Source organism: Candidatus Aquarickettsia rohweri (assembly GCF_003953955.1).
Lineage (GTDB): Bacteria > Pseudomonadota > Alphaproteobacteria > Rickettsiales > Midichloriaceae > Aquirickettsia > Aquirickettsia rohweri.
In genome coordinates this window covers 1-8,406 of sequence record NZ_RXFM01000057.1, presented here as the reverse complement: position 1 = coordinate 8,406, position 8,406 = coordinate 1, and the positions used below count along the sequence as shown (strand labels likewise).

The 8,406-nt window shown below is 25.8% G+C and carries 10 protein-coding genes and 1 pseudogene; 2 read left to right on the top strand and 9 right to left on the bottom strand.

Going from position 1 to position 8,406, the window contains the following annotated elements:
• Positions 1–648 precede the first annotated feature (648 nt).
• The 8 genes and pseudogenes from EIC27_RS04485 to EIC27_RS04450 form a co-directional block, all read right to left on the bottom strand.
• The gene (locus tag EIC27_RS04485) at positions 649–1,374 is read right to left on the bottom strand and encodes a DUF445 domain-containing protein (RefSeq protein ID WP_205702335.1); all 726 of its coding nucleotides are present in this window, start codon (positions 1,372–1,374) and stop codon (positions 649–651) included.
• Positions 1,375–1,395: 21 nt separating this feature from the next.
• Positions 1,396–2,394: a protease SohB gene (gene sohB / locus EIC27_RS04480; protein WP_126044926.1), complete on the bottom strand. Its 999-nt coding sequence runs from the start codon at positions 2,392–2,394 to the stop codon at positions 1,396–1,398.
• Between the two features lie 61 nt (positions 2,395–2,455).
• On the bottom strand, positions 2,456–3,028 hold the full coding sequence (locus tag EIC27_RS04475) for a ProQ/FINO family protein (protein WP_126044925.1): 573 nt from the start codon (positions 3,026–3,028) through the stop codon (positions 2,456–2,458).
• A 1-nt stretch (position 3,029) separates the two neighbouring features.
• Complete coding sequence (locus EIC27_RS08235) at positions 3,030–3,239, bottom strand: DUF2905 family protein (RefSeq protein ID WP_126044924.1); 210 nt, start codon at positions 3,237–3,239, stop codon at positions 3,030–3,032.
• A 155-nt stretch (positions 3,240–3,394) separates the two neighbouring features.
• Complete coding sequence (locus EIC27_RS04465) at positions 3,395–3,673, bottom strand: HU family DNA-binding protein (RefSeq protein ID WP_126044923.1); 279 nt, start codon at positions 3,671–3,673, stop codon at positions 3,395–3,397.
• 247 nt (positions 3,674–3,920) lie between these two features.
• Positions 3,921–4,286: pseudogene (locus EIC27_RS04460) on the bottom strand (AraC family transcriptional regulator); the annotation flags it as partial.
• Positions 4,287–4,827: 541 nt separating this feature from the next.
• Positions 4,828–5,592, bottom strand: coding sequence for a 23S rRNA (guanosine(2251)-2'-O)-methyltransferase RlmB (gene rlmB / locus EIC27_RS04455; protein WP_126044921.1), 765 nt, complete (start codon positions 5,590–5,592; stop codon positions 4,828–4,830).
• Between the two features lie 4 nt (positions 5,593–5,596).
• A complete protein-coding gene (locus tag EIC27_RS04450) occupies positions 5,597–6,028 on the bottom strand; it encodes a ribonuclease H family protein (RefSeq protein ID WP_126044920.1) in 432 nt (143 codons plus the stop codon).
• A 72-nt stretch (positions 6,029–6,100) separates the two neighbouring features.
• On the opposite strand from EIC27_RS04450, the gene EIC27_RS04445 reads away from it, so the two are divergent.
• Together EIC27_RS04445 and EIC27_RS04440 are read left to right on the top strand one after the other, a co-directional pair.
• On the top strand, positions 6,101–7,336 hold the full coding sequence (locus tag EIC27_RS04445; RefSeq protein ID WP_205702334.1) for a S41 family peptidase: 1,236 nt from the start codon (positions 6,101–6,103) through the stop codon (positions 7,334–7,336).
• Entirely contained in the window at positions 7,329–7,826 is a 498-nt protein-coding gene (locus tag EIC27_RS04440; RefSeq protein ID WP_126044918.1) for a TlpA family protein disulfide reductase, read from the top strand. Before EIC27_RS04445 ends, EIC27_RS04440 begins: the two co-directional genes overlap by 8 nt.
• 304 nt (positions 7,827–8,130) lie before the next feature.
• Here the strand turns inward: EIC27_RS04440 and EIC27_RS07900 are convergent.
• On the bottom strand, positions 8,131–8,406 hold a 276-nt coding region (locus EIC27_RS07900; RefSeq protein WP_153183752.1), incomplete at its 5' end, for a transposase domain-containing protein.

Below are 8,406 nucleotides of genomic sequence, written 5' to 3'. Positions count from 1 at the left end.
TTCCATTTTTCATTACTTATTCTTTTTTTCTTTTTTTCTAATAGCATCATTAGCCTCTATTTTTTTAGGCTTTTGTTCTACCACTTATTTTTATTCTTGCCTAGATGCCCTTATTTTAGCGCTTACCAATTGATAATTTATTATCCATATTAACCTCCCCTTTTTGTTAAATAAAATCTTTAAAACATGAATTGTATTTAACGTATATATATTTTTTTATATATTTTCAATTCATTTTTATTTATAAAACAAAAAATATTTTTGAAAACTGGTGGAGAAATAAAAAATTAATTAAAGCTGAGTAATAGATTAGATAGCAAAATCTAGTAAGTTAAGATTCAAAAGCTTATTTCTCCATCTATAAACTTTGCTTCTTCAATAAACCTTCCTTTTGTTTCTTCACTTATACAACGACTCTTCTCAGTTTGCAACACTGCCAGAAATAGAGGATATTTTTAAGTAAGTAAAGAGGGGAAGATAAGAAACAAAAATTTGGTACTAAAACTTATATAGAGAAGATGTTTAAAGCTCAAGAATAATTATTATTTACCCAGAAAGACTGATTTTTAGCAAACAGGATCATTATCTCAAATCTCTTATTTGCTCTCAAAACATATTTAAGGCATAAATAAGTTTGTTCATATGCCATCATCCAACAATACTTGCAATCAATCCTATCACTCCACCAAATACTCCACCCCATACTACTAACCATCCCAAGTGCCTTTTTATTATATCTTGAATTATTTTTTTCACCATAATAGGAGTTAATTTATCTATCTTATCTGAAATTATTTTATCAACTTCCAAAATAAATGATTCAGTATTATTATTAATTTCTAGGTTAGAATTTGAAAGTTCTTTAATAAAATCTTTAATTTTATTGATGATTGTAGCTTTTAATGGTTCCAATGCTGATTCACCACCCATCATAGCAATTATACCTCCTGCAGGAGAAGTTATAATAGCTTCTACTAATTTCTTATATAAAGATTCAAAATCTATTGATAATTCTAAATTTGAAATAACTAGCTTATTAATTTTATTAAGGAATTTATTAGAATCATCTTTGTTAAAAAACTGACTCATTACCAAATCTTTAATTCCTTTTTTAAAATCTTGAAATCTTAATTCAATTACTCCTGATCCATATATAAATGGAATCTTTTCAAATAGCATATGAATTGCTAACCAATTTGTTATACTACCAGATAATGCAAATAGTCCTATATTATTCAATTCTTTAGAAAAATATGGCATTATATAGCTTAATAGTAATATATATAATGCTATTAAATTTGTTACAAAGCTCATATCAGCAAATAAGCTTTTAATATAATGAAAGCTTTCTTTTCTTGTTCTCTTATCTATCATATCAATCAATTTAAAACGCATTTAAATATCATATTTTGTCTGGAATATACTTTTAATATTATTACAAGCAACGGATAATTTATTCATTAAACTTAGCTCTTTTTTATATTCAATCTGATAGATATTATTACCAGATTCATTAAGATCCATTAGATATTCATCACTAGTCATTAAATCATCTACTAACTTTAATTCCTTAGCTTTCTCTGCTAACCAATACTCTCCTATAGAAATCTTTTCTATATCTATATTTGGACGTTGTTTTTTTATTAATGATTTAAATTGACTGTGTATTTCTTCAAGTTCTAATTGTAACTTCTGACGCCCCTCATCTGTATTTTTACCAAACATCGTAACAGTTCTCTTATATTTGCCTGAAGTGATTTGCTCATACTCTATTCCTTTATCTTTAAGTAATTGATTAAAATTGGGTATTTGAGAAGCTACTCCTACAGAGCCAATTATTGCAAATGGAGCGGCAATAATTTGGCTTGCTATACTTGCCATCATATAGCCACCACTTGCAGCTACTTTATCTACTATAACTATTAATTTAATTCCTTTATTTTTTATTCTATTTAATTCTGATGCAGCAAGTCCGTATCCACTTACTGTACCACCAGGTGATTCTAATATTATAACAACTTTATCTCGTTTATGTGCAATAGAGAGTATTGCTGTAATCTCTTCTTTTAATGATTCTACTGCCGTAGCTTTTATATTTCCCTTGAATTTAATTACATATATATTTTGTTCATTTTCTTTTTGCTTTTTACCTTTTAATACTTTCTTAAACTCCTTGACTGTATCTTTAATTTTATGCTTTGAAGAAATAGTCTTTAACATCTGCAACTTCAATTCATAGTAATGACGAGATAAATCTTTTACAATTAACAATCCATAATCCTTACTTTTCCTAATTCTTGCTTTTATGTAAAAATATACAATTATTATGAAAATTATACTTCCCACGATTGTTAATGTTTTAAATAGAAACATTAGATACTCTGATAAAAACATTCTTTATATCCTCACTATCTTTATTATTGATCTTACTCTATTTTTCTTATAGCTGGACCCTTCATAGTTTTATACCTAACTTTGGTTTAGTGCTATTAATTGTATGGTTAGCAGACTTTATATTGCCTATGTTATCTTGAGTAACAGTTGGCTTTTTTACTTTTAGATCTTTATTTATTTTTGAAAGAGAACTACTATTTTGATCTTTATTAATATTCTTGTTTTTAACTTTAGCACTACTATCTTTTGCTTCTTGCTTTTTAGCTAATTCTTGCTGTCTTTGTTTTTTCAATTCCCGCTTCTTTTGTGTTTCTTCTTTTAATTTAACAAGGCCTTCTATTTGTTCTTTTGTAACCACTCCAGACTCATTACCTTCTAAATCATATCTCTTAGCATTTTCTACATGAAGTTCTTTATATTCCTTACTGGTACAATATAATTTAAAAAACTCAGCTAATTGTGTCTTACTTATTCTTAGATTATCATTAGCTATTATCTCTTTTCTTATCCCTACTTTAAGTAATTTAACATCCTGCTTATTAAATAACTTTGGATATTCATGAGCTAAAGTATTAAATATTTTATTGTAATCCTCAGATGATAATAGCTGATCTTTTTTTATTTTTTGATCCATCTTAAAATTTTCTCCATATCCAAATAATAATAGATATTATAATACTCAATAAAATAGAAGTTGTAATTGGGAAAAAGAACTTTAAGTTTTTACTTCCAAAATATATATCTCCAGGTAATTTAAAAAGTCCTATTTTATATATATATGGGAATAATATTCCAATAATTATGAATGCTATCCCAAGGGCTATAATAAGTTTTTGTATTGTCATACGTTATCAAAGAAGATTTAAAAAATTGTTTTAATAAAAGTCTTATCCATTGAATGGCCTAATAATCACTTGCTTTTTCCAACATAATAACCAAAAGCAAAGCATATTATAGCTATTATTGCTCCATATACAACTGCTGCTAACATATATTTTTTCTATTTATTATTATTTACAACAGCTTTAAATTCACTACCTACAGAAAAACTAACCCTTCTTTGTTCTGGAACTTTTGCTATAGTTCCTCTTGGGGTTTTTACTTCTTTTTCTTCTGTTTGTTTAGCTTTAAAAGTCCCAAACCCTATAAATCTTAGTTCGTCTTTATCTTTTAAAGATGTAGCTATACATTTAAACACTTTATCTAAATGCCTTCCAGCTTCTGCTTTACTTGTATTGATTTCTTTTGATAATATTTCTATAAATTCACTTTTGTTCATAATTACTACTCTTATTTTGTTAATTGTGGCCTAATAATATGTTTGTTCTATTTTAGAAACTACTTTTATAAAATAATATATAAAATGTCAAAAACAATGTTAGTGCTACTATAAAAAGAAAATATTTTTTATAGGATAGTATTGCAAACTGAAAAGATAAGATTGAAATAAATGATACAATCAGTAGAGTCATTATAAAATAATTTCTTACTTCTTGCACCGCTTAATAGCAATTTGTAACATAGCTCTATATGTTATTTTGTTCTCTTAGTGGAACAAAAATTTCAGTTAACAACTCATTTGGTGGAGTGTTATGAGGATTATTTTTGTATATTTCAAAGCATGGTGCTAAAAGGTCTACTCCATACCTCTCATTAATTTTATCAGTATATATTTTTTTATATGTATTAATCATTATATCATAACTACCTTTGTGTATAGTTGAAATGCATTTTCTAGATTCTAGCACTTTAGTTTTAATATAATCTATAGTTATTACTCCCTTTTCTACTTGTATACATGCATCATATCTACAGTCTTGAACTACTTCAGGATTATCATAACAAACACCTACGCTTATTATATTATCAATGTTAATATTACTATTTTTTGCCCACGATAAAAGACGTTACCATGCGCCATAACAATCCTCATAACGTCCTATATGAGTTATATATGCTACATGTAACTTTGGAAAATTTTTTATTTTTATTGTCAAGTCTACCATACTACTCCCACTATATTAATATTATAACATTTTAAAGTTTAATATATATATCAATAATAAATTCAAATCTAGCTTTAATACTTTATTAAAAAGGTAATGGTGTAAAATAAAAAGTTACATAATATGAGTTGAAAAGTATAATAATAAATATTTAAAGGGAAGCAATTATTGAAGAAGCAAAACTTATAAATATAGACACAAACTTCAAAAATCAAAATTTTAGTGGAGAAATTATTATAGGATGTACATTCAAAACTCAAAAATTAGAATCACAAAAAACTGAAAGAATCATTATTCCTAACATCATTAATTTATAAAATTCTTTTGGTAAATCTACTGCCATTAAAGTTTAATATTATAACTGTTGCTGACAGAGTTATACATTTTTGAATAATAAGTCTTTATTCAAGATTCGCGATAAAATGAATCAATTAAAATTTATATATAATTGATGTAGAATAATAGCTGCAGCATTTGAAACATTTAAGCTTTCTAACTTATTTGACATATCAATTTTAACTTTTACATCACTTTGCTTTAAATTGATATCTCTGATTCCCTTACCTTCTGAGCCTAAAACTAACGCAATTTTATTAAATTTAGCAACAGAACCAATATTATTATCACCATTTTGTGTAATAGATACAACCCAAAATCCCTGATTCTTTAAAAATTTTAACGTTCTAGCCATATTAACAACTTGAATATATGGTATTAACTCAAATGCACCAGCACTAGCTTTTACAAGTGATGCACTTTCTGAAGGAGCATTATCTTTAGTAGTTATTACTGCATCAGCAGCAAATGCAAGAGAAGATCTAATAATTGCTCCAATATTTTGTGGATCGTTAATTTGATCCAAGCACATTATAATACTTTTGCTTTTAATATTATTAATTAAATTATCTATACTAGGTGACTTTAATAACTTCACCATTATTGCAATGCCTTGATGAATTGATTCATTAATTCCAATCTTACTACTGATCTCAATATTAGTTAAAATTTCTATTTTTATGTTTTTGTCCTCAATATAAGTTCCTATGTTTTTTTTAGCAAAATCAATAGTATTTTTAGTTACACATAATTTTAAAATTTTTCTTGCAGGATTTTTTATAGCTGAAATTACTGGATGCTTGCCATATAGCCAATAATTATAATTACTAAGATAATGTTTTTTATTTTTTAACATATAATTAATTTAATTCAATTTGATTAACTGCAGCATTTCTTGCAAGTTTATCTACAATTTCATTAAATTTATTGCCATTATGAGCTTTAACCCAGAACCATTTTGTATTATAAACTGAATTTAATTTATCTAGGTCTTTCCAATATTCTATATTTTTTATTTTTCCATTTTTCCAATTATTGATTTTCCAATTTTTAATCCATTCAGTTATTCCACATTTTAGATAGTTACTATCAGTATATATTTCAATCATGTTATCCATAATTTCTAAATTTTCTAAAGATTTAACAGCAGCTGTCAGCTCCATTTTATTATTGGTGGTATGCTTATCACAACCATAAATTTTTTTGATAATTTTATCTTCTTTGATAAATATAGCTGCCCAACCTCCTAAACCAGGATTTCCTAAACAAGAACCATCGCAATAAATTTTCATAAAAAAGTATAAGTATTTTTTTGATTTTATGATATATTTATGTTCATTAAAGTAAATATATTTTTATTATTTGTGAACACCAAAAGCCATAAAAATTTAATATCTGTTTTGGCAATACTCTACATTTTAATTACCTATAGCAATTTAGGATTTGCCAATGAAAAATACAAAGATATGAAAGATTTTGAAGAAGTAATAGATATTATCCACAATCAATATATTAATAAAGTAGATAATAAACAGCTTATGCAAAGTGCAATTAATGGCATGCTTGATTCACTAGATCCATACTCAACTTTTTTAACTAAAGAAGAGTATGACGACATGAAATCTAGTGCAAAAGGTGAATTTGGAGGAATTGGTGTTGAAATAAATATGGAACAAGGTTTTTTAAAAGTAGTCTCTTCTTATAAAAATCTTCCTGCTTACAGAGCTGGAATCAAACCTGGTGATATTATTGTTATGATTAATGATGAAGCTATTGGTAGTATGAGCATTGTCCAAGCATCTGACAAATTAAAGGGAGAACCAGGCAGCACAGTGAAGCTTAAAATTTATAGAGATTCAGGAGAAATAAAAGAAGTAGTAATAACAAGAGACGTAATTAAGCTCATTCCAACTAAAGTTCTTTATTATAATCAAGATAAAGTAATTTATGCAAAAATAGGAAATTTTAGTGAAAAAACCAGCTTAATTTTAAAAAATGAATTATTAAAAATAATCAATAATCATAATAGTATTAAAGGATTAATATTAGATTTAAGAGATAATCCCGGAGGAATTTTAGATCAAGCGGTTGAAGTTTCAAGACTTTTTTTGAATGATGGAATTATTGTATCAATTAAAACTAGACATAATAATGAAGAAATATCATATGATGCAACTGGTGCTGATATAATAAAAGGACTGCCTATAGTAATATTAATCAATAATGGCTCTGCCTCTTCATCAGAAATAGTAGCTGGAGCATTGCAAGATAACAAGAGAGCACTGGTAATGGGAGAAAAATCTTTTTGCAAAGGACTTGTGCAAAACTTAATCCCCTTTAGTAATGGTTCGGCTATAAAGCTTACAACAGCTAAGTTTTATACTCCTTTAGGTAAATCTATACAAGAAGAATGCATAATACCAAATATAGAAATAATATCTCCTCTTGTTAATACAGAGTTAAATAATGACACAAATAATGCTATTATTAAAAATAATAATCATAAAAATTTGAAGAATTATCAAAATGACTATGTACTACTTAGAGCAATAGATTTAGTAAAAGGCATTTCTTTATATACTCATGATAAAAATGAATAAATTTATTTTATTTCTAATATTTGGTTTAATTACTTTTTCACCTAAAATTATAATGCAAGCTTATTGTCTTGATTTAATGCCCACAACATCAGAAAAAATGGCAAATGTAATTTACAAAGATAAAAAGAAATATAAATTTATTTATTTTTTTACTTCATGGTGTTATGAATGTAATGAAACTTTAGATAAGTTACATAAAATGCAACTTGATCGTAATTTATCACAAAAATATAATTTTTATATTATTTCATTAGATGATGATAATAAAAAATTATTAAAATTTTCTAACACTAAAATTAAGAATAAATCTAAAATTTTTTATTTTAATAGATTTGATGAAATTGAGAAGTTCCTTATAAAAACAGAGATAAATTATGATAATGCAGTTCCTTTTTACTGCATACTCAATGAAAATAATACAATAATTAAAGAAGGATATTTTGAACTAGAGCAACTTAGCAAAGTTATAAAAAACCAGAATAAAAAATAACTTTATTTGATATAATTTATTATTAGAGCTTTGAATTAAATTGATTAGCTTTGTTACAAACTAATTCTAAGCCGTTCAAAAAGAAAAAATAATTTTTATAAATTACCAATATCCCTAATTTTAAATTTTGTTTCGAATTTTTCAGTTTGCAACATTGAATTATGTCTATGCTATGGTTAATTTGACGATAACTTCCAAATTTCTTCAAGATTATATTTCGTAAACGCTAAAATATCCCCATCTTGACAAGTATTATCCGCCTTTCTTTGGGTTTCTTAAGTTTTTTGATAATTCTAAAAAAAATTTAATTTGATGATATTTTTTTATCAATATTATATGGAAGTAAATTTACTAACTCTTTTGGATCAGAATAATCATGAATATGATTCAGCAAATATTTTAAATAATCATAAGGATTAATCTTATTTACTTTGCAAGTTTCAATAATACTATAAATATTTGCACTAGCTTTAGCACCCTTAGTTGTTGCACAGAACATCCAATTTTTTCTGCCAACTGCAAATGGTTTTATACTACGCTCCGAATCATTATTATCAATACGCAGTCTTCCATCTAAAAG